Origin of the sequence: Leptospira vanthielii serovar Holland str. Waz Holland = ATCC 700522 (assembly GCF_000332455.1) — a bacterium.
GTDB lineage: Bacteria > Spirochaetota > Leptospiria > Leptospirales > Leptospiraceae > Leptospira_A > Leptospira_A vanthielii.
In genome coordinates this window covers 65,924-87,204 of sequence record NZ_AOGY02000024.1, presented here as the reverse complement: position 1 = coordinate 87,204, position 21,281 = coordinate 65,924, and the positions used below count along the sequence as shown (strand labels likewise).

At 39.8% G+C, this 21,281-nt stretch carries 21 protein-coding genes; 6 read left to right on the top strand and 15 right to left on the bottom strand.

Annotated elements, in window-relative coordinates:
• Positions 1–22 precede the first annotated feature (22 nt).
• Complete coding sequence (locus LEP1GSC199_RS04645) at positions 23–1,264, top strand: SurA N-terminal domain-containing protein (protein WP_002978122.1); 1,242 nt, start codon at positions 23–25, stop codon at positions 1,262–1,264.
• Positions 1,265–1,729 carry a chemotaxis protein CheX gene (locus LEP1GSC199_RS04640; protein ID WP_002978212.1) on the top strand — a complete coding sequence of 155 codons (465 nt, stop codon included), beginning with the start codon at positions 1,265–1,267 and terminating at the stop codon, positions 1,727–1,729.
• A 10-nt stretch (positions 1,730–1,739) separates the two neighbouring features.
• On the opposite strand, the gene LEP1GSC199_RS04635 is transcribed toward LEP1GSC199_RS04640, so the two are convergent.
• Genes LEP1GSC199_RS04635 through LEP1GSC199_RS04625 form a run of 3 tightly spaced genes read right to left on the bottom strand, consistent with a single transcriptional unit; the run spans position 1,740 to position 5,362 of the window.
• Positions 1,740–2,771 carry a tetratricopeptide repeat protein gene (locus LEP1GSC199_RS04635; protein WP_002978440.1) on the bottom strand — a complete coding sequence of 344 codons (1,032 nt, stop codon included), beginning with the start codon at positions 2,769–2,771 and terminating at the stop codon, positions 1,740–1,742.
• Positions 2,768–3,502: an LIC_11485 family protein gene (locus LEP1GSC199_RS04630; RefSeq protein WP_002978277.1), complete on the bottom strand. Its 735-nt coding sequence runs from the start codon at positions 3,500–3,502 to the stop codon at positions 2,768–2,770. The genes LEP1GSC199_RS04635 and LEP1GSC199_RS04630 overlap by 4 nt, the downstream gene beginning before the upstream one ends.
• A gap of 3 nt (positions 3,503–3,505) precedes the next feature.
• Positions 3,506–5,362, bottom strand: coding sequence for an OmpA family protein (locus LEP1GSC199_RS04625; protein ID WP_002978300.1), 1,857 nt, complete (start codon positions 5,360–5,362; stop codon positions 3,506–3,508).
• A gap of 50 nt (positions 5,363–5,412) precedes the next feature.
• Between LEP1GSC199_RS04625 and LEP1GSC199_RS04620 the strand changes: the two genes are divergently transcribed.
• Positions 5,413–7,053: an ATP-binding cassette domain-containing protein gene (locus LEP1GSC199_RS04620; protein WP_002978170.1), complete on the top strand. Its 1,641-nt coding sequence runs from the start codon at positions 5,413–5,415 to the stop codon at positions 7,051–7,053.
• Here the strand turns inward: LEP1GSC199_RS04620 and LEP1GSC199_RS04615 are convergent.
• The 5 genes from LEP1GSC199_RS04615 to ompL47 are packed head-to-tail and all read right to left on the bottom strand — an operon-like array spanning position 7,046 to position 10,874.
• On the bottom strand, positions 7,046–8,074 hold the full coding sequence (locus LEP1GSC199_RS04615; RefSeq protein WP_039926101.1) for an Lsa36 family surface (lipo)protein: 1,029 nt from the start codon (positions 8,072–8,074) through the stop codon (positions 7,046–7,048). The two genes, LEP1GSC199_RS04620 and LEP1GSC199_RS04615, sit on opposite strands and share 8 nt — an antisense overlap.
• 42 nt (positions 8,075–8,116) lie before the next feature.
• Positions 8,117–8,713, bottom strand: a complete 597-nt coding sequence (gene rdgB, locus LEP1GSC199_RS04610) for an RdgB/HAM1 family non-canonical purine NTP pyrophosphatase (protein WP_039926099.1) — start codon at positions 8,711–8,713, stop codon at positions 8,117–8,119.
• On the bottom strand, positions 8,710–9,060 hold the full coding sequence (locus LEP1GSC199_RS04605) for an STAS domain-containing protein (RefSeq protein WP_002978434.1): 351 nt from the start codon (positions 9,058–9,060) through the stop codon (positions 8,710–8,712). Before LEP1GSC199_RS04605 ends, rdgB begins: the two co-directional genes overlap by 4 nt.
• Before the next feature lie 5 nt (positions 9,061–9,065).
• On the bottom strand, positions 9,066–9,743 hold the full coding sequence (locus LEP1GSC199_RS04600) for a ComF family protein (RefSeq protein ID WP_002978141.1): 678 nt from the start codon (positions 9,741–9,743) through the stop codon (positions 9,066–9,068).
• Positions 9,744–9,797: 54 nt separating this feature from the next.
• The gene (gene ompL47, locus LEP1GSC199_RS04595; protein WP_002978273.1) at positions 9,798–10,874 is read right to left on the bottom strand and encodes a multi-beta-barrel domain surface protein OmpL47; all 1,077 of its coding nucleotides are present in this window, start codon (positions 10,872–10,874) and stop codon (positions 9,798–9,800) included.
• A 64-nt stretch (positions 10,875–10,938) separates the two neighbouring features.
• Here ompL47 and LEP1GSC199_RS04590 point away from each other — a divergent pair, with 64 nt between their 5' ends.
• Together LEP1GSC199_RS04590 and LEP1GSC199_RS04585 are read left to right on the top strand one after the other, a co-directional pair.
• Positions 10,939–11,580: a flagellar filament outer layer protein FlaA gene (locus LEP1GSC199_RS04590; protein WP_002978331.1), complete on the top strand. Its 642-nt coding sequence runs from the start codon at positions 10,939–10,941 to the stop codon at positions 11,578–11,580.
• A gap of 83 nt (positions 11,581–11,663) precedes the next feature.
• Positions 11,664–12,113, top strand: coding sequence for a hypothetical protein (locus LEP1GSC199_RS04585; RefSeq protein ID WP_232420642.1), 450 nt, complete (start codon positions 11,664–11,666; stop codon positions 12,111–12,113).
• 73 nt (positions 12,114–12,186) lie between these two features.
• Here the strand turns inward: LEP1GSC199_RS04585 and LEP1GSC199_RS04580 are convergent, their stop codons facing one another.
• The 5 genes from LEP1GSC199_RS04580 to LEP1GSC199_RS04560 form a co-directional block, all read right to left on the bottom strand.
• Complete coding sequence (locus LEP1GSC199_RS04580; RefSeq protein WP_002978186.1) at positions 12,187–13,734, bottom strand: hypothetical protein; 1,548 nt, start codon at positions 13,732–13,734, stop codon at positions 12,187–12,189.
• Positions 13,715–15,478, bottom strand: coding sequence for an apolipoprotein N-acyltransferase (locus LEP1GSC199_RS04575; RefSeq protein WP_002978314.1), 1,764 nt, complete (start codon positions 15,476–15,478; stop codon positions 13,715–13,717). The genes LEP1GSC199_RS04580 and LEP1GSC199_RS04575 overlap by 20 nt, the downstream gene beginning before the upstream one ends.
• Before the next feature lie 24 nt (positions 15,479–15,502).
• Positions 15,503–16,540 (bottom strand): PIN/TRAM domain-containing protein, encoded by a 1,038-nt coding sequence (locus LEP1GSC199_RS04570; protein WP_002978346.1) that lies wholly within the window; start codon positions 16,538–16,540, stop codon positions 15,503–15,505.
• Positions 16,541–16,579: 39 nt separating this feature from the next.
• Positions 16,580–17,161, bottom strand: coding sequence for a CarD family transcriptional regulator (locus LEP1GSC199_RS04565; protein WP_002978378.1), 582 nt, complete (start codon positions 17,159–17,161; stop codon positions 16,580–16,582).
• A gap of 83 nt (positions 17,162–17,244) precedes the next feature.
• Positions 17,245–17,856 carry a hypothetical protein gene (locus LEP1GSC199_RS04560; protein WP_002978271.1) on the bottom strand — a complete coding sequence of 204 codons (612 nt, stop codon included), beginning with the start codon at positions 17,854–17,856 and terminating at the stop codon, positions 17,245–17,247.
• A 237-nt stretch (positions 17,857–18,093) separates the two neighbouring features.
• Here LEP1GSC199_RS04560 and LEP1GSC199_RS04555 point away from each other — a divergent pair, with 237 nt between their 5' ends.
• A complete protein-coding gene (locus LEP1GSC199_RS04555) occupies positions 18,094–18,627 on the top strand; it encodes a class I SAM-dependent methyltransferase (RefSeq protein ID WP_002978397.1) in 534 nt (177 codons plus the stop codon).
• A 27-nt stretch (positions 18,628–18,654) separates the two neighbouring features.
• Here LEP1GSC199_RS04555 and LEP1GSC199_RS04550 read toward each other — a convergent pair whose 3' ends face one another.
• Positions 18,655–20,607: a SpoIIE family protein phosphatase gene (locus tag LEP1GSC199_RS04550; protein ID WP_002978530.1), complete on the bottom strand. Its 1,953-nt coding sequence runs from the start codon at positions 20,605–20,607 to the stop codon at positions 18,655–18,657.
• A gap of 68 nt (positions 20,608–20,675) precedes the next feature.
• Positions 20,676–21,272 (bottom strand): cytochrome C oxidase subunit IV family protein, encoded by a 597-nt coding sequence (locus LEP1GSC199_RS04545; protein ID WP_002978359.1) that lies wholly within the window; start codon positions 21,270–21,272, stop codon positions 20,676–20,678.
• Between the last annotated feature and the right edge of the window lie 9 nt (positions 21,273–21,281).

The following is a 21,281-nucleotide window of genomic DNA, read 5'->3' as shown; positions in this document are numbered from 1 at the left end:
CGGAAACGGAAACGCTTCCTTTATGTTCGAAGAAGAACCCTCTACCCTCAAAGAAAAAATCTATCGTACGATTATTGCCCTCTTTTTATTCATTTTGGTCGGAACCCTTATCATTACTTTTTTACCTGGTGATGCGGAACAAAGTTTTATGGGTGCCATCACAGGCCAAAATTCGACCAAAGCCGGTACCATTGCAGGCAAAAGCATTCCCGTGGATTACTTCAACGCCGCCAAACGAGATTGTTACTACAGATACCAACAATACGGAAGAGAAACAGCTCAAAATCCTGAACTTCTCAACTCCTGTGCTTATTCTACCGTTCGAGAAATTTATATTGCCAACGACATTGCCACGTCCGTTGGTTTCCAAGTATCTGAGATCAGTATCAAACGGGAAATGTCCAAACAAGCACGTGAAGTGCACAAGGAATCCGTTTCCCAAGCAGGATATGGAGAAGAAGATTCTCGTTCTCTGACAGAAATTTACCAACAAATCTACCGTTCGGCACCGATGAACTACCGAATCGATTCTGCCACTGGGTATGCTCTTTTTCCCAACTTTTTGGAACAACCACTCGCTCCCACCGAAAACGAAGTTGAGTTGGAAGACGAGGCCAAACGTGCCAAAATTTCTTTTCGAATTGTGGCCATTTCTGAGGTCAACTTGTTGAATGCCGTCGAAGCCAAAATCAATATTTCCGATGCAGAACTCATGAAAGAGTATGAAAAAGAAAAGAAAGATGGATCACTTTCGAAAGATGCTACTGGAAATTTTGTTAGTTTCGAAACAAGAAAACCACTTTTGCTTTCTAAAATGAAATTTGATCGCAAAAGAAAAGAAGTGGAAGTATGGAAAGGCCGTATCGCTTCCAAAATTTCAGAACCTAATGCTTTAGAGGCTATTGCCGAGGAAACTTTACAGCCCATTGAATCGGTTTCGAATGTTTCTCTGTCTGACTTAAAACTTGTGACCTCTAACCGTGGCAATAGCTACCGTTTGGCGAACTCTGCAAAGTTTTGGGAAACCCTCGCGAACGATCCTTTCAGCAAAAAAACTGTTGTGGGTCCCTTCTCTGACAACGACAAACAGGTTTATGTAGAATTTGGTGCTCTTACCTACGGACAAACCACAGCTAAAAAACCCGCAGATCAGGCTGCAGATTTTCTGAAACAAAGGCAACTTCTTAGCTTTTTTCTTGAAATAAACCAGTCCATAGCAGCAGAATACAACGTAGAGAAAAAAGGCCTTCTCTCTTTAGAATAAATGCAAATTAAAGCCGACTTCATCAACCCGTTCCTGGAAGCAGCCACCATCGTATTTCGCGATGTGTTACAACAGGATCTCATCCGAGGAAAAATCGGAATCAAGGACTCACCGACTCCGAGCCACGAAATTGCCATTATCATTGGTGTGGTGGGTTCCTTTAGTGGTGAAGTGGTTTATAGTATGAACCTCGATGCTGCATACAAAGTGTCTCGTAAGTTAGTGCCTGGTCTTTCTGACGAAGATGTAAAAAACGAATACAAAGACATCCTCGGTGAGATTGCCAACATGACTACTGGTAATGCGATGAATATTTTTACCTCAGCAGGCCAATCTGTGGAGATCACTACACCCAACATTCAAGAAACAAATAACACATCGGTTCGGTTTAACAAAAAACCAACACTTTCCATCAATTTATACTCTAAGTTTGGACGGATCGAAGTGAATGTCGCGATCGCTTAAATTCTAATTCTTAAATCGAAGAACCTAAAACCCGCAGTCTTTCGCGGGTTTCTTTTTTAAAATCATAACCAGGCACTGAAGTTTTTCCTTCCATTCCATTCATATAGAGTTGGTAGTATTTTAAGGAACGTTCTAAATCCCTTTCGTCCCAACTACTTTCGTAAATTTTCCCTAAATAATAATGTGCCGGAAGGAACTCCGCAGATTCTTTAAAATTCTTTAGGATACTCACCAATTGGTGGGCCGCCGAACGAAATTCCTTTTTACGAATGAGAAGGATGGCAACCGCATAATGCGATCTAGGTGTGAGTTCTGGGTGTTTCGGAAACTCAGTCACTAGTTTTAGGTATTCCTTATAGGCTTTTTCTTCTGAATCAGGATTCCCAATACGATCAAGAGATCTTGCGAGTTCAAACTGAGTTTTGATTTTGAGATCTGGGTCTTCTTGTTTTTCCACAAGACCACTAGATTCTTTATCTTTTCCATCCAGACCAAAGAGGTTAGAATTTTCTACTCGAGAAAACTTCGCTGCTTCCCCTTCTTTTCCATAGGAATCAGCAAACTCGGATTCGGCGGACTTCTTTTGGTCCCTTGTTAAATAAGCCTTTCCTTTTTGGAAAGATGCTTGTGACGGATCGACCACTTCCTTCTTTTTTTTCTTCTTCTCTACTGGTTTTGATTTGGTTGTAACGGAGGTTTGGTTGTTGGAAGCAAGAGAAGACCCTGGTGTTTCCCCATTTGTTTCTGTAGATGTAGTTGACAGAGATTGGGAATTTGAACTGACACTGGAGTTAGAATTTGTGTTTGGTTTAGCACTTACATTCGAATTTGTGGGACTACTGGAAGCAGTGGGTTCCATTCCAGAATTAGCCGTATCTTTGTTCCAAGTTTCAGGAAATGGCAAAAACAATTCATTAGTTTGAGCATGGAGTGGAAAAAAAAGACCTATACTCAAAAGAGGAAATAAGACGATTACAAGGAAACCGGACTTAGAGATCAAAACTCGAAACCTAGAAGTAAAAAACAAAGGGTTACCATTCATCGTAAATTCTTGGGAATTCGTTCCAAACCTCTCGGTTTTCCCAAACCTTCACTCGATTCTGGTGGTTTGGGTAATTTCAAAGTCTCCAAATTCTTTTCTTCGTTTTTAGCCTTCACTTTTTTTTCCAAATCAGAAACTCGGTTTAACATTCTTTGCATACGGATTTCATCATCAGATTCTGTTGCACCAGTCGTATTAGAATTTTCTTTTGGCTGCATGGGTGCCACATCAATCGGAGCTGGGATCAAACCATCACCTGACGGAGTGTAGATGGGAGGAACAGTTGTATCCTCGGCTTTACGATTTCTAAAATCATATTCTTTACCCAAAAAATCTTGTTCTTCGGGAATGGTGTCATGAGTGTATCCGTTTGATTCCCGTTCGCTGATAAAATCAAATTGCATCTTTCGATTGGATTCGTATTTTAAATCTTCAGGATCGGACATTCTTACATCTTTACGTTTTCTGTTATAATCCCTTTCAATTTCGGTAAGAAATAAACTTCTAGTGTCTTGGGCCAGTTGCATCCCTTGAGGTTTGGCATTTTCCCAACCATGGGTCCAACCTACGTAAATCGCCATGATAAGAAAAAAAACAAAAAGTGAGATGGCAATTTTTTTCAGTAAGTCTTGGACTTGTGATGGAATTTTATCTACAAGACCGTCGACCGCACCCATCATCTTTTGGGTGTCTACATTGACTTTGGGTATGTTTATATTTTTGATATCCACGTTTTACTCTTCCGAAATTTTAAAGACTACCCTTCGGTTCGTCCCACGACCTTCTTCGGTCAAATTGTCTGCAATGGGCACCTGAGGACCATGACCTACGATCGCAATTCGTGATTCTTCTATTTTATGTTTAGACTTCAAATAATTAGCAACCGAATTTGCTCTTTCGAGTGATAACTTTTGGTTGGCAGATTTTGTTCCTACATTGTCCGTATGCCCTTCGATGAGGATCTTCAAATTGGCTGATTTTCGGAGGATTCCTGCCAATCTGTCTAGTTCCGGCTCCGATTCCTTGGTTAACTCCGATGACCTGAAGGCGAAGAACAAATTGTTCATCACAATTTGATTTCCTTTCTTTAGTTTTGGAAGGATTAGAAGGACAGTTTTTTCTTTGTCTTCTTTTTCTTTGCCCACCAAATTCAGGTTTTGTGAAACAGGAAGGTATCCTTCTTTTTCTCCATAAAAACCATAATTCTCATCGTAAGGAAGGATGATACTAAACTCACCAGTCGCCGGATCACTGACAGTCGAACCAATGGATTTTTTTCTGTTTAAAGATTCATACAACACAAAAGCCGAAAGTGGTTTTCCCTCTTCATCGACCACTTTTCCTTTAATCACAACCACAGGTTCTGGTTGGAAGTGGTGAGGGATGGCGGCCATATACAATTCCCCTTCTCTGGACATATAGGCCCAGTTCCCAACAGCTGGGATACTAAAGAAGTTAACACCTCTTAGGTTAGAAGATAACTCTTGTGGTTCTGACCAAGAAGTCCAAGAATCATTTAACCTTCTAGAGATAAAGATGGAAATCCCTTCTTTTCTTCCAGACGAAGAGAAGTATAATGTTTTGTCATCTGGACCAAGAAAAGGTGCCATCTCCTCTTCTCCAGTATTCAAAGTGTTTCCTAAATTAATTCCTTCTTCAAATATACCGGCATCATTTTGTAAACTTACATACAAATCTAACTTACCAAAATTTTTCTTTTGTTGGGCAGAATAAATCAGTGTCCGACCACTGGATGCCAAAGCCGATCCACCAAACACCTGTTGGTTGGGATTGTCTGCTTTTCTATACCAATTATAAAAACTAGGGAAATTAATGGGGGAAGGCATTGACCAACCCGATTCGGTTCTATGTGTTTTGTACAGCGGAGCACGATTTTGAATTTTTTCAGATCGTTCCTTATATTCTGTTTCTAACTTAGTCAGGACAAGATGAAACTCTTTTGGGTTCTGTGCTTCCCTAGAGGCAATTTGAGATTTGTATACCATCTCTTTTTTCAGGTTATCCAACATCTCCTCTTCCCCAAAATTACCAAATACAAATAGTTCGTTCCCACCGGGTAAAGCCGAAATCACAGCAGAAGGAAAACGATTGTTGAGTGGTGTCGGAAGTTGTTCTCCCTGCATCCAAAATCCGTATTGGTCTCGTTTGGCGGCCCAAATTTTTTGAGTGGATCTTCCCCCTTCGCGAATGAGGGCCGTCCAAAATAAAATTTTGCCATCAGGTGTACACTGCGGGTTGAAAGAAAAAAGGCCCCCAGTTACGTAACGAGGGATTTTTTTCAATGTCCAATCTGGAGTTTTGCCAGATTCAAAAGGTTCCATCTCGTAACGAATAGGGCTGCAGGTCTCCCCTTGGACGTCGCATAACATCCGTATCTTTTTTCCTGCCAAATATGCCAACTCTTCCTGTAAAACACCACCACTAATGCGAAAAACCTGTTTGTCCGTGCGGAGGAGATGGCCCGTATTCAGGAGGTCCCCCTCCAAAACCTGGATTCCATTTTTTACACTTTGCGAGCTTATGAGCCCGTTCCCGAAAAGGAGGAGAATGATGATGAGAATCCGTGCCATACCATACGAAATGTCGGTTGAAACCTCCGATTCCCTTAGAAAATTGACTTATGATCCAAGCTAGCGGCATTACAGTCTCCTTCGGGAAAAAACCTCTTTTCGAAAACGTATCCATTAAATTCAAACCGGAATGCCGTTACGGTCTGATCGGAGCCAATGGTTCTGGAAAATCGACCTTTATGAAGGTTTTAGCCGGTATTTTACAGCCATCGGCCGGTTCTGTCGCTCTCGACAAGGACGTTAAGGTCGGATATTTGAAACAGGACCACTACGAATACGAAAATGAGACGGTCCTTGGCACAGTTCTACGGGGAAATCCTGAACTTTGGAGTGTCATGTCGGAACGAGAAGCCATCTACGCCAAAGAGGACATGACCGATGAAGACGGAATGCGAATCTCCGAGATTGAGGAAATTTTCGCCGATATGGGTGGGTATGAGGCCGAATCCGTGGCAGGAGAGCTTCTGGAAGGCCTAGGGATCCCTACAACAGCCCATAACCGACCTTTGAATTTTCTTACCGGCGGTTTCAAACTCCGAGTACTTCTCGCCCAAGTTTTATTTTTAAAACCCGATGTCCTTCTTTTGGACGAACCAACGAACCACTTAGATATCAAAACCATCCACTGGTTGGAAGAACTCCTTATCAATTATGAAGGTGTGGTCATTGTAATCTCCCACGACCGTCACTTCATCAATTCCGTTGCCACTCATATCGCCGACTTGGATTACAATACCATTCGAGTGTTCCCTGGAAATTATGACGACTTTATGATTGCCGCAGAACAAACACGCGAGCAGTTAATGAGTGATAGTAAACGGGCAAAAGAAAAAATTGCCGACTTACAAGAGTTTGTTTCCAGATTCTCTGCCAACGCCAGTAAATCCAAACAAGCCACTTCTCGTCAAAAGATGATAGAAAAAATTAAAGGTGAGATGGTCGATGTAAAACCATCTTCTCGTGTGGCACCTTATATTCGTTTCAAAGCAAAACGAACACTAGGAAAGGATGTGTTTGAAGCCATTAACATTTCTAAGTCTTATGATGGGAAACCAGTCATCAAAGAATTTAGTACCTCCATCACCAAAGGGGAAAAAGTAGGAATTGTAGGAACCAACGGTGTTGGTAAAACCACACTACTCAAAATGTTACTTAAAAAAATAGAACCAGATTCTGGTCAGGTGAAATGGGGAGATTCCGTAGAAACTTCCTTTTTTCCACAAGATCACCGTGAGGCGATGGAACCAGATGCAGATACTCTCGTAGAATGGTTGTTACGTAACTCTCCGCAAGGAACAGAAGTTCAAGAAATTCGTGCCATCCTCGGTCGAATGCTTTTTTCTGGGGATATGGCGAACAAATCTACAACTGTTCTTTCCGGTGGGGAAAAATCACGAATGATCATTGGAAAGATGATCCTTGCTTGTGACAATGTCATTGCACTGGATGAACCAACGAACCACTTGGATTTGGAAACCATTGAAGCCCTAAACTACGCCTTATCTTTGTTTGAAGGGACAGTGATCCTTGTTTCCCACGATAGGGAATTTATCTCTTCTCTTTGTACAAGAATCATCGAAGTGACCCCAGAAGGAATCAAAGACTTCAAAGGAAACTACGAAGAGTTTTTGGACAGGGAAGGAAACGATTTCTACAAACGTCTCACTGGTGGTGCGATTCTCGCTACTTAAAATTTTTTTGCAGGGAAAGGTTAATCGACTGGATGTCTTTCCCTGTCATGAACTCTGTCATTAGACTAAAATCTCCCATACCTATTTGAAGTCCTAAACTTCCATACCCGAAGCCTGATCTATGATTATGCCTTGTGGTGAGACGGATCCCGATGGCACTGGGATCAGAGTCAAAGTCATCAGGATTTTCCATTCTAGAAATTGCTGCAAACCGACTGGCCCGAATAGCCGTATAACCATGATTATATACAAAACCTAAACCAGGTACAATGGATAAAAATCCAATGGTGAAGTTGTATTTTATATCTAAGGAACCAGAGGTTATTCTCGATTGGTAAAACAAATCATTCTGACCAATCCAACGTCGTTTATCACCATCAATTCTAAATTGAGTGGGCCTTCGATCATAAGAGCTTAAATAGATATCTTGATTGGTTTGGAAAATTCCCATTCCAAAAGAAAATCCAGAATCAATAGGAAAGTAACGAAGGACAGCACCAAAATTAGTGACACGTCCGTTCACTTCTGTATTGCGAATTTTTACAAAAGGAATATTGGATTCCCAGAACTCATAGGGAAAAAAATGCGTTGTGAGATTCCATTGTTTGGCTAAAGAACCACCGATCCATTCGCCTAAATTGGCCGTAAAACTGAATGCAGGTGATGCAGCTACTCCAAGTTTTGGTAAAGTCCTTAGTTCGGAATTTTCATAATATAAATTTCGCGCCTTAGCCTGACCTTGTGATATTGTATATCCAAGCCCCAACCGGTAACGACTTACACTGGTTCCACCCGATTGGTTAGAATTCAAATTTTGTAAAACGGCATTTTCCCCCATAGAACGAAGAAAACCGTTAGTATATATTCTATCAAAAACAGGCTCCGCAAAGTTCCCCAAAATTTGAAATTCTCTGGGGATATGGGAGCATTCTCCGCCCAAACAAACTACCTGAGCATGCAACGCCCATCCCGATGAAGGAATCCAAATAAGGAATAATAAAATGAGGAGGAGAAATCTCATAAGGACAAAAGAGGCGCAGTCAGCTCATAAAACTAACTTTTGTTATTTGTATTTCTGCAACCAATCCAAAAAAAGCTCCATTGCTTTTTTACGGTGGGAGACGGTATTTTTTTCTGCTTCCGATACTTGAGAAAATCGTTTTCCAAAGGGTGGGTAGATAAAAATGGGATCATATCCAAATCCGAATTTACCTTCTTCATCGTAGTCTTCGGCAATTAGTCCGTCGACCCTTCCTTCAAAAGACACTGCAACATTTGCGTCCACAAAACTTACCACACAACTATAGTAGGCCTTGCGGTCCACACTTGCACCTAACTTTTGTAAAAGGAAAAGAGCACGTTCTTTATCAGTAAGTCCCGGGCCGCCGTAACGAGCCGAATACACTCCCGGTTCCCCTCCGAGTGCTGGAACGGAAATTCCAGAATCATCGGCGAAAGAGGGAATTCCTGTCAGGCGATAGAGTTCTTTTGATTTAATAAAGGAATTTCCAGTAAATGAGTCTTCCGTTTCTTCCGGAGAGAATGAAATTCCTAAATCTTTAGGAAGGACAACCTCATAACCATAGGGGGCAAGTAACATCTGCATTTCCTTCCATTTGTGTGCACTCCCGGAAGCAAATGCTAAAGTTTTCTTTGTCAGTTGGAATCTTCCTCGTCGAGTTGAAATCCTTCCATTGCAGCCGATAAATCAGGGAAAATTTCAAATACTTTATCAAGCATTGTAATTTCAAACAATTGAATCAAATCTTCATCTACAACGATCACTTTAATATCACCATTCATAGGTTTTAACTTACGTTTGGTGGCTACGAAAATGCCAAGAGCTGTGGAACAAATATGATGAACTTTTGTTAAATCCAGAATAATTTTTTTAACAGAACTTTGCGTGAGTTTTGAAAGTTCTTTTTCAATTTCATCGGAATCAACCTTGATGATGGCCCCAGAAAATTTAATAATCCTTATGTCATCCTTGACTTGAACATCCATTCGATTCAATCACCCCCGCTTAACAGTAAAACAACGCAAGTCACCTTTCTAACCCCAGCCTGTTTGTACAGTCTAGCGATTTCATTTACAGTGGCACCCGTTGTGAATATATCATCTACAATTAGAACATGAAGTCCCTCAATGATTCTATCACTTTTTGTGAATTGGAATGCCTTTTTTGCATGAAAAAATCGGCTTTCGTACCCTTGCGAAGACTGTTTGTCCGCCGAAACCTTACGCAAGCTAGTATCTTCCCTGATTTTCCAGAGTTTTTTCCATTTTGCCAGAAGGACATAAGAAGCGTGGTATGGTCTCGGCCCCGCCTTTGGGGAAGAAGGGACAAGAACCACACTGTCGGGAGGATCTCCTTTTAAATATTTTGACAAGGACCTTTGCCCCAAACAAAAATATTTTGCCAGATGCCGTTCATTTTCAAACTTCAAAGACTGAAAGAGGTTCTTTTCAAAACTTCCTCGCATTTGCAAATAGAAAACTTGGTCATAAAAAACAAATCGATCGGACGGAAGTTTTACCTGGTTTGGTTTTAGGATTTGTTTTTGTGGAAGGTAGTTTCGTTTTGTGCAAGGTTTACAAACGGCCATCGTTTCCGAAAATCGATCATAGGATCCGCAAAAGGCACAAAACTTAGGGAAAACAAAGGATAAAAAAGAAACCCCTCTCATATAGAAAGGGGTTCTTTTTTGTAACCTTGCGGTTCTAGTTTTTTTGTGAAAAAACTACTTAGAAGGTGTTGTAGCTGCCGGAGCTGGTGTTTCTACTTTTGGTTCTTCAGCTGATTTTTGAATCGTAGAAGTTGGAGGAGTTAAATCCACCGAAAGTTTTACTTCCACTACATCTGATTGGTTCCCAACGTTATCAACTGCCATAGCTTTAATGACATGGTCACCTTGTGTTTCAATTGCAATTGCTTCTACATAAAGTTTGTATTCTTCTTCGTCAACTTTTACTAGAATTTTTTTGATTCCAGATTCTTTGTCTGTTGCATTAACATAGAATACATTTCCTTTTCTTTGAAAGTTTTTACCATTGATATCAACTAGCGGGAAAGAAGGAACGATTTCAATTGTAGGCTTCACATCATCAACAGTAATGATGATAGAAGATTCAGGAGAAGAATTTCCAGATTTATCAGTAGCAGAATACTTAACTACGTTTGCTCCACCATTTTCCAATTTGATTGGATCTGCATAAACTTTTGTTGCTTCTTGGTTAACGTTGAATTGAACTTTTTCAACACCAGTTTGTTGGTCTTCTGCTACAAGAGTATATGTATTATTTTTAGAAGCGAAAGGAACTCCGTCTAACACAAAAAACTGTTCTTGAGGAACTAAACTCACGCGAGGAGCAGTGTTATCAACATGAAGTACGAGGATCTTAGGTGTTTCTGCGTTTCCAACTTTGTCCACAGAACGATAGTAAACTTCAGTTAGTCCTTCTTCAGAAATACGAATTGGCTGAGTATACTTTCTGTATTCTCCGTTTTTTGGTTTCCATTCAATAAAATCGATTGTGGATGATTCGTCTTTTGCATCTAATGAAAAAGAAGTTTTACTTGTAATGAAAAGAGCAGCTGGATTGGAAGTAGCTCCCGATTCTTTTTTGTCACCCAAAATGTCTTTTACAGTTGTCTCAACTTTATCAACACCATCTTTGGCTTGTGTAGAGGTGGATTCTGTTTTTTTGATTGCCTGGTCTTTGGTGGAAGTAGTGGCTTTTGGTGCAGCAACTTGTGCTGTAATTTGGCCTGCGAAAGATATTGTCAGTATGGCCAAAAGGTATTTGTGCGCCTGCATTTGTATAAGTCTCCTCTTTACAGATAAAACATATATATCCCCCTTGTAAGGAATTATTGTCAACATGATTGCACTGAGAATCTCAAGGAAACTTACACTTTTTCTTTTCGTATTTGGAATGATTCCGATTGGGGCTGAGACAGGCATTTGGCGGGAAATTTTGCTCGAAAATTTCGAATTGCCCAACTACAATCGGGAAAACCTGCGTACTAAATTGGAAAAAGGTACAAAACTTCCAGAAATCTCCCTTTCTGCCAATTTTACAGCACCCATTCCAGGGTCCAAACAAGCACTTGTCTTACGAATCCCGAAAGATGCCAATTTCCCTTTTTCTTTATATTTTCCTAAACCCATAGAAGTGAATGCCTTTATCAAGGAAATTACCATTCCCATCTACTCTTCACAGTCCAACGGGAACCTAACACTGATCATAGAGTCGCAAGATGCGGAAGTAAGACAATTAAATCTCACCTCACTGAATTATCGAGGTTGGAAATCCATCACGGTTTCGATTTCAAAAAATTTTGATCAAAATGATAGGGTATTTTTGCAGAAAAGTTCGATTCGAATTCTTGGATTTTTTTATTTACCTTTCGAAGGTAACGATCCGAACCAAGAGGTTCTTGTTGCCATTGATGACATAACTGCGATTGTGCGAGATAAATACAGGCCACTCCGTAACAAAGAAATCCTTTTAGAAGACTGAATTTTCGACCCGCTGTATCGATTCTTTCCGCAAAAAAACTCTTTTCTTCATAACCTCATGACCGAACCTGATCCTAAATGGAAATGGAACTGTCCCTAGAACAATACGAAACCCTGCTCAAGTTAGTGTACATGGGAGATTGGGTCATTTCCACCTTACAAGCCAAGGACAGATCAGAGGATGAACCTGACACGGATTCTAGGTTCGCCGATGTGGTTCGCCACGTTTTTTCCCAAGCCGAACACGCAGGCCTTGGAAATATTGTCCAAATTGACCAGAACAATGGAGAACCTTATTTAACTCGGGAATTCGAGGAAGAAAGTGGTCTTGTTGATATTTTAGAAGACTACGAAGACGAAGTGTTCTGGCAAGCACTCATCGAAAGACTGGCTCACAGAGATTTCCTTCGCCACTACGGCGAAACGGCCATTTCCCAAATGGCAATCGAAGAACGAATCGAAAAAGAAACTCCCTTTCATGACAAATGGGCTCAAGAGTTCCATGAAAACGGTCTCGAAAATATAAAAATCTAAAGAACTCATTTATAAAGTTTGATCGCCAAAGGAAAACCAACCAACATTCGTTATGCGGTGTGGTGAATTCGGTTTAGTTCCCAATATTCCCTTGTTTTTGTTTCGCTTTAGGCCAAAGTAATTTGTCCTCCCTTTCTTTTTTCTTGGTCATCGTTTCACTAAGTCTAGTTCGTAAAATAAATTCAATTTGATCTTTGGATCCGGAGGATAACTGACTCGCATCCGATACATTTCCAAGATCTCGTAGCAATAACTGGACGGCGTTATGTGCCTTTTCATTTAAAAAATCTCCATTGGTTGGGAGACGGGGAATGGCGTTCCAAGTTTGAATGGCTTCCGTTAGAAGTTTGGAATCCTTACGGACCATTCCTGCTTCCCAAAGGATCCTTCCCTTATCAAAATAACCATCTCTGATCCGATACCCTTTCGGTGTTTTTTTAATCAATGTATCGATGATATCGATTCGTTTTTTGGAATATGCTTCCTCTACATCCTTAATAGTGAATAGTTTTTTATCTCGCAAAAGTTTCCGATACTTTTCTTCCACTCGCCGTAAGGTTTCATACCTTAAAGTTTGTCTTTGTTCTGGTGTTGCCAGTTTTAAGTATTCTTTTGCATAGAAGTACTGTTCGAGAGCCCTTGCTTGGATTTCATAAATATTTTCAATGGTAAAAAGAATTTCTGTACCTGTATTTGTTCCCAAATTTTCAGAGAGAGCCGCCATCATTTGTCTCAGGAAATCTTCTTTGTTTAGATTTTCTTGAAAGTAATCAATGGAAAAATAACTGGGATCCCCACTAAATGGGTAGGCTAACCTTTGCAAGTTTTCATAGTACAAATCGCGAACAAAAAAACTGAGATCCCCTTTGTCTGGATCATAACCCATGTACCGGGAAATGAATTCATCCAACTGTTTTTCCTTTTTTTGTTTGAGAGTTCGATCTAAATATTTACTTCGATCTTCTTTGGGCATAGAAAGAGGAGACTTTGGTTCTGCTTCCCCTTCTTTCGAAATCCGCATGGTGATCGGAGGAGATGACTCATCCCCTTTTCTGAATTCTTCTATGATACGGTTTCGTTCTTTATGTACAAATAAATTGTCTTCGGCAGTTTCTATGTCAACACGGAAGGGATCACGAATTCCTTTTACAGTGGGCAGTACATCTTTTACAATGATGTCCTCATAATCGCGATTTCGTTTGATATAGGAATCAGCAACTCCAGAGTTTTCATTGATTTGGTCATAATCATTTTTAAACTGTTTGCGTAAGGACGAAGTGCCTTCCAAATCTTTTACCAGATCTTCCCATTGGCTCCCCTTATATTTGCCTTTGGAAAAGCCACCTCCGTCACCCTCTTCCCCTTCTTCGCCATCTCCAGGATCATCAGTAGTTTCGGCATTTCCAGTCTCACTACCCGACTTACCAAAACTCATCTGAAAAGAGACTTCTTTCTCTTCTTCCGTTGCATATATCCAAGGTGGTCCACAAAGCGTTTTTTGGTATGGAGAATCGGAATGATTGAATGAATATATAATTAATGTTATGTGAAGAACAACCGAAATATAAACTGCAAAATAAAATCTATTCTCAAATAGAAAATTAAGAATTCCTTTTTGCATAAAATAACAACACTAGACCAACAATTCCCATATACAAATAGGAAAGCAGATTTCCATATAATCTATAAAAAGTCATTTCACCAGGAATCACTTGTACTTTTTTCCGGATCACAGCGGTTGTTTCAATCGGAGTAAAGTCGTTATCAATATTTCTTCCTAAATGGTCAGTAAACACCGATGTACCCGAGTTAGTGGACCTAACAATCCATTTACGAAACTCGATGGCCCGGAGTCGTCCCAAAGTATGGTGTTGGTAGGATTCAACGGAGTTCCCATACCATTTGTCATTGGTAACATTGACAATAAAGTCAGGATCTCCTTGAAACTTTCTTACAAATTCAGAAATGATCACTTCATAACAAATCAAAGGCAAAAAACTACCCAATTGTTTTTCTTCTACTTTGTCTTTGGAATAGTATTCACGAACACCGGCAGGCCCCATAGTCATTGTATCTTCCCAATGTAAGTCTTTTGTTCTAGAGGATGGATTTTTTCGTGATTCATAATAAGGAATAAGATCGAGATTTGTTCCCGGTGCAAATTGTCCCGTTTGTCCAGACAAAGCATACATCCATTCAAATGGCATGTATTCTCCAAAGATGAGTAAAAAAACCTTTTGGTAACTATTCCTTCTTTCTCCATTTGGATTCATAAGTACAGACGAATTGTACATTCGAACATCCCTTCTAGAAATTCGACCAGGGAGTGCCGTTGGAACCAAATCAGCATCTAGTTCATTATAAAAAACATTGGTCCCGTGACGAAGGCTAAGGATGGCCATAAGCGATTCAAACTGATGCCAATAGATCCGACTGTAGCGAGTGACTTCTGTATCATGAGTCGTGAAAAAGGGAATCCCTGACTCTGGTAATACAAGCAGATCGACAGGACTTTTTTTGAGTTCCATCTCCGTCATGGTATCAATGCGAGTCATGAGATTGCGAATCTCTTCTGCGGGATTACGCCCATCTCGAAATTCTAGTGGTGCATTAGGTTGTATAACGAGGACATCTCGTTCCGCAATGGGTTTTATAGCCGACCACTTTTGAAATAAATAGTATCCGTTCCCGAAAAATAAAACGAGAACCAAAACAATCCCAAGTCCAGCAAAGACAAATTTCTTTTGGATGTTTTTATGTTTGGAAAGGAATGTTAAAAACAACCGTAAAAAGTATTTTGGCTTTCTTAAATAAAACAAATAATAAGAAACAAAAAACAAAAATGCAGACAATCCGTATGCACTCGCATATTCTGCGTTTTGTGCCAAAATTTGATTTTCGGCGACAACATTGCCAAAATACCATGGGAAAACTTGAGGAGTCAAAAATTCAGAAAATAAAATGGAAACCGAAGCTATGAGAGGGAAAAATCGCCCCGCTCGCTTGGCTAAAAAAGAAAATACCAAAAGGTAAACAGGGAATTTAAAATTTAAAAGGATTGCCGAACCAATAAAGATGGGAACCGCCAAATACCAATCAAAACCACCAAATACAGTGGTCATATGGTAAACCCAATGGAAAGACACTAAATAAAATAAAATGGAAAAGCCAAACCCGTGGTAGATGAGTTTTTTCCACTCACCTCTGTTTCGTTTTTCGATGATAAAAAGTCCGAATGGAGCCACCCAAACAAAAAAAGGGAAACTTAAAGGGGCAAAGGAAAGGAAAGAAAATACAGCTGTAATCGTATAACAAAAAACGGATATGAACCCTTCGCGTGAAATTAAAAAACGAACTAGTTTCATACCCGTTAGACTACTTAAAATAGATTACGATTTGTTGTAGTTATTGTTACCGTTTTGCACTTTCGTGAAAATCATCTTACCGGCAGCAGTTTGGATGATACTTGTCACAACAACCCTTACATCTTTTCCAACTAAGTGACCACCGTTTTCAATGACTACCATGGTTCCATCTTCCAAGTAACCGATACCTTGGTTTTCATCCTTTCCTTCTTTAATGACGGAAATTTGGAATTCTTCCCCAGGAAGCACCACAGGTTTTAAAGCATTGGCAAGGTTGTTTAAGTTGAGAACTCGAACTCCTTGTAATTCAGCTACTTTGTTTAGGTTAAAGTCGTTTGTTACAACAGCTCCCCCCGTATCACGTGCGAGTTTCACAAGTTTTGCATCGACTTCTCTTGTATCTGAATAATCAGTATAAGTAATTTTAACTTCGATGGATCCTTTTCTTTGGAGTTTGTTTAACATTTCCAAACCACGTCTTCCGCAAGCCCGCTTGATTGGGTCAGAAGAATCGGAAATGAGTTGGATTTCCCGTAATACAAAGTTAGGAAGGATGAGGGGGCCATCTAGAAAATGAGTGTCAGCGATATCTAAAATACGACCATCAATGACAACGGAAGTGTCTAGAATTTTGTCGCGGATATGGCTGTTTGCGTTTTCCAAACCAGGGATTTGAAAACTAGAACCTGCTCCGCCAGCACCACCACCAAAAATGGCAAGACCCGGTTTCCTTGAGAAAGCAATTCCTGTTTTGATTCCTGTAAGGAACAAAAGAACAGCGACAAAGATAGCGATAGATTTATATCCGTAATCGTTCAGGAGACTTACTGGAAATGCCGCAATAGACAGACCAAGAAGAGCTCCAACGCTTGCACAAAGTACAACATCGGCTTTGATTTCAGGGAATAATTTTCTTTCACCTAACACTAGGAATAGGGAGTAAAGGAGAATGAATCCAGCAAGAGTCCCCGCCAAAACGAGGTTTTGCGATTCCGAATATAAGAAGAAAAACGATACCGAAGAGACGATAATTGTCCCAAGGGCTGAAAGTAAGTGTTTCATAACTCAATCCTTGTAAAAGAGTTGAGCAAAAACGGAAGTTTATTCTAGATCTAGATCATCATCCAATTCTTTTGGAGGTGGTGCTGGAGCCAATCCCTGAACCGAAGCCGCTAACACGTCCGAGACGATGTTCCCTGCTTCTTCCTGGGGTACACCTTTACTAAGTGCAATTTCCATCTTTACTAAATTATAGGCGCTCTCATAGAGCTTTCTTTCCATAATGGAAAGTTCTTTGCCATAGGCACGTCTGTAAAGATTACGGCAAACATCAGCCACTTCGAAAATGGAACCAGACTTGATCTTGTTCATATTGTTCTGGTAACGGACCTTCCAGTCCTCTTCCGTGTCGACCTCATCCTTTTTCAGGAGAGTGAGAACTTTTTTGATCTCTTTTTTATCAATGATCGACCGGATACCCACATCCATTGCGCGATCCACCGGGATTGAGACCTTCATTTTGGAACCTTGAATTTCCAAACTGTAGCAGTCTTTTTTCTTTCCCAGAATCAGCTTTTTAGCAACTTCTGTGACTTCACCTACTCCATGGATGGGATATACAACATAATCCCCAACCTTGAATTTAGGCTCTTTAGTTTTTTCGTTTAGTTTTTTTGTAGCCAAGTAAGTATAATAACTTCCGTAAATACTCTTGTCCTTACTATACCTGAAAATTGACGAATGTCAAGGAAGTTGGTAAAAATAGTTCAGAATCGTATAGTTTTTACTTGAGCATCCGTAAGGGAAGGCAGTTTGGACTTCACGATATCCAATGTTTCCTTGGCATCATCCAAACGATAAAAGTATCCAGCGAATAGTTTACCGGTAGAGGTACGAAAGATTCTTCCTCGTAAGGAGGGATGGGTATCAATTAGCTGTTTTCCTACGGCTACCGCTTCCTCTGGGGTGAAATCCCCGATTTGGACCATATAGTTGATTTGGTCATTTTTGGGAGGAAATTTCAATGTAGCCGGGAACGGTGATCCAGAAGAAGAATCTGTCCCTTCGGTCCGACTTTCGTCTTGGTTTGTTCCTTCTTCATTGGATTGGGTCAGTTTTGGGGCAGGTATTTTTTGGGAACCTACATTGGAGAATGAAGTTTCCGAGTTTTCCTTAAATTTAGTCTCTTTTTGCCCCAACTGGATTCCGACTACCATCCCTGAAGTAAAAAGTAAAATTCCACCAATAAGAAGGATAAAAGCCGATTTAGGTTTTTGAGGGTTACTGAGATAAGAATGCGGTTGTGGAGAATAGGATGGAACCTCACCTTCTAGGGGTCGGCCGGATCTCAGCTTTCTCGAATAATCTATATTTTGCATGGGTGTTCCGGTATCTCTACTACTCTAATTGTCGGACACCGCTTCAAAAAAATAGAATGGTTTTTTATGAAATCGGAATGATTCACGGTTTGTTAGATCGTAGTTGAAATCACTAATCATTTTTCCAATATGATATTATAAATTATGAAATGCCTTCTTTGCGAATCGGACTCTACTCCTTACTATACAGGCCGGCTTCGATCGTATTTTAGATGTTCAAATTGTCGTTCTATATTTATGGATCCTAAATTTTGGCCAAATAAGGAAGCAGAAAAGTTAAGATATACAGAACACAATAATGATGTAGATGATATCCGTTACCAAAGTTTTCTAAAACCAATTGTAGATATGGTCATCGCAAACCAAAAATCGACTGACAAAGGTTTAGATTATGGTGCGGGCCCGGGGCCAGTGGTTCAATATCTATTAGAACAAGTGGATTTCAAAATAAAACTATATGATCCCTTCTTTCACAATTACCCAGAAAACCTAAAACAAACCTACGACTATATCATTCTCACAGAAGTAGTAGAACATTTTCATTCACCGAAAAAAGAGTTTCATAAGCTAAGTCATTTATTAAAACCAGGTGGAAGTTTGTATATACTCACTCACCCTTATGACGACTCCATCAATTTTGAAAGTTGGTATTATAAAAATGATAGAACCCATACGTTCTTTTATACAGCCAAGGCTTTTGGGTGGATTCGAGACAATTACGGTTTCCAGAATCTAGAAATAAAAGACAGAATCATTCAATTGCAGAAATGATTAAGAACTACCCTTGGCCCAGAAGGATTACAAGATTGATAGTAACTCTTGGAACTTAGGATGTTCTGGAGACATTTTTTTGATCAATCCCATCAAATAGGAAGCTCGGTCTTTGTCTCCATTCAAACGACAAACATCGGCTAAATGGATCAAATTCCGAATGTTAGAAGGTTGTCGCAAACGTACCCTTTCTCCGAGTTCTTGCGATTCAAATAGGAACGATTGAGATTTGTACAAAGAATACATTCGTTTGTATAATACAGACGTATGAAACATCCATACGGTATCTGATGGGTAATTCTCTAAGGCAAGGCTTGCATATTCCATAGCCTTTACCAAATCCCCTTTTTTTTCATACAACTTAGCAATATACTTTAACTCGGATATAGATGTATCGAGTGCAGATTCGTAGGACAACAACAAGTCCAGGGCCTTATCAAAACGTTTCTCACGGATATTCTCACGAGCTTCCACATAAAACTTTCCTGGTTTTGGGTATGGATCCAAATTGTATTGTAAAGATATCAAACTTAGATCATCAGAATACTTTCCTTTCTGCCGAAGGCAATCCAAAACAGACTGCATATCCCCATCCGCTTCTTCAATATTTTCTAATATTAAATTTTGGTCCTCATTGATATCACGGTATCTGCCTTTCTCAGAAAGAACCAAATCATCTTTTCCATCCGAACCACAAAAGATTTTATCTCCTTTTTTCATTTGAAAAACAGAGATAAATGTATCGGAGAGCCCTTCCATCACACCTAACTTATAATAGTGGATTTCGTTTTCGATAAAAGATGCTTTTCCATCACGATACAATATCACCCAAGGGTGTTCTAAGTTGATGAAATATAATGTCCCCGTTGATTCTTCCAACAACCCCACTACGGCAGAAACTAACATGGCTCCTTCAAAGGTTTCAAACACCTTTTGCAGATCTAAATAACAATCATTTAACCAACGTTCGGGAGACCGGTTGGAAGAAACGGGATCCATCTTCGAACGGATGATAATGGAGTTATACACTGCTCCGAGTACAATCGCTCCCCCTGCTCCTTGGATGGATTTCCCCATTGCATCCCCATTAATAAATGCTTTGTATCGTTTTCCTTGCAAAATTAAATTAAATACGGATATGTAATCCCCACCTAACTGATATTCCTTGTTTCGGAAATAGAATTTTTTGTATTGATTGATCACAGTTTCAATCGCAACAGCACTCCCATCCACTTCATGACCAAGCAAAGGTTCTAGTAGCAGTGATGTTAAAAAATAATCACCATCTTGTTGAGACTTTAATATCTGGATTTCTTCTACAGTTTTGGTGACTTCTTCATTCTTCTTGATAATTCGTTTGTGGTTTAAAAAGGAATGGAACCTGTATCCTTCAATAATAAACCCACTAAAAATTCCAAGAATATAACTGAGGACCAAGTTTTGCATGGAATATGCAGCGGCAGCAGTAGTTAAATTTGGTTTATAAACAAGGACAGAAAGAACAAAGATGACAATAGAAATGGGATAATAGATGAACATGGTTTTTCTTGGCAGTGGTAAAAAAGGGAGGATCATTACCAACATCTGAAATCCTGAAACATAAGGGGCATCGTCTGCGATTCGTCCCGTATAATAGGCCGCAGTAAACAACAGATACCCATAGACCAAATAGGCCCAAGTCAAACCTTCCCAACGAGAATGTATCTTTTTTGAGTGGTTATAGAGAATAAAGGCTATATAAAAGATGCATAGTAGGCTAAATCCAATTCGAAAGTAAAATAGTTCAGGAAATTCAGGGTGAAGTTTGGCATCTGTATCAAAGGCGAAACCTAACATAGCAAAGACGCCAATGATACTACCAGGGATTTGGATGATTCGAGTGTGTCTGTCTAACTCCGCAAGATAATCCTGGTTATGAATTTCCCTTTCGGGAACCAGATCTAGGAATTTTGAGAGAATCGTTTTGAAATAGTAATACACGATTCCTCATTAGACGAAAAAGCCCGCGCGAGGGCGGGCTTGTTTAAAATCGTTTTGGCAATTTTTTTCTAGAAGAAAGGTTTTGCTGGGAACTCTGTCGTCGGAGCAATTCGAGAAATGATATCGCCGAAAGAGAAAGCAAAAAGGAGTGCTAAGAAGGCAAAAGCTGATAAGAAAATAACACGGTTCAGCATATTATCATACTTTAAATGCATGAAATAAGCCAATACGAAGAATGCCTTACATGTTGCGACCGCCATGGCTACAATCATGTTCCACTTTCCTAAGTCGTATTGTGCTACCCAAACAGTAATAAAAGTTCCAAAGAAAAGAGCCAATAGAACATATACGTATGTTTTAATGGAAATCACATGGTGGTCATGTTCTTCTTCCTCTTCACCATCTTCTACCCACATGGATGCAGAAGCATGATCTTCTTTGTGATCTTCATCACCTAAAACAAATTTTAACAATTTGCTATCTTTGTTTTCGTCTGTAAATTTTGCAAACCGGTCAGTTTGAAAGAACTGACCGAACCAGTTTACGATAAATCCTAAAATGGTAGCCGTTGCAATCCCTGGAGCAAAAATTCCAAATCCAAGAATTGGAGTGAAAACTGCAACAAGAGCAATGAAGTAAAGTCCGTAATTGATTACGTATTCCATTCTATAATA